The 225-nt window shown below is 37.8% G+C and carries 1 protein-coding gene; it reads right to left on the bottom strand.

From position 1 onward, the window contains the following. Positions 1-225: hypothetical protein (locus tag TT13_RS11125; protein ID WP_145912390.1), on the bottom strand; the 225-nt coding region annotated here is incomplete at both ends.

Here is a 225-nt window from a genome sequence, read left to right on the forward strand (position 1 = left end):
GTCAGACGTTGAGTCACTATCCGAGATTGAATCACTTAATGAATCGGACGTTGAGTCTGAATCGCTGATTGAATCACTTAATGAATCTGATGTTGAATCACTATCTGAGATTGAATCACTCATTGAATCGGACGTTGAATCACTGTCTGAGATTGAATCACTCATTGAATCTGATGTTGAATCGCTATCTGAAATTGAGTCACTCATTGAATCTGATGTTGAATC

The sequence above is a fragment of the Weissella oryzae SG25 genome, assembly GCF_000691805.2.
GTDB lineage: Bacteria > Bacillota > Bacilli > Lactobacillales > Lactobacillaceae > Weissella > Weissella oryzae.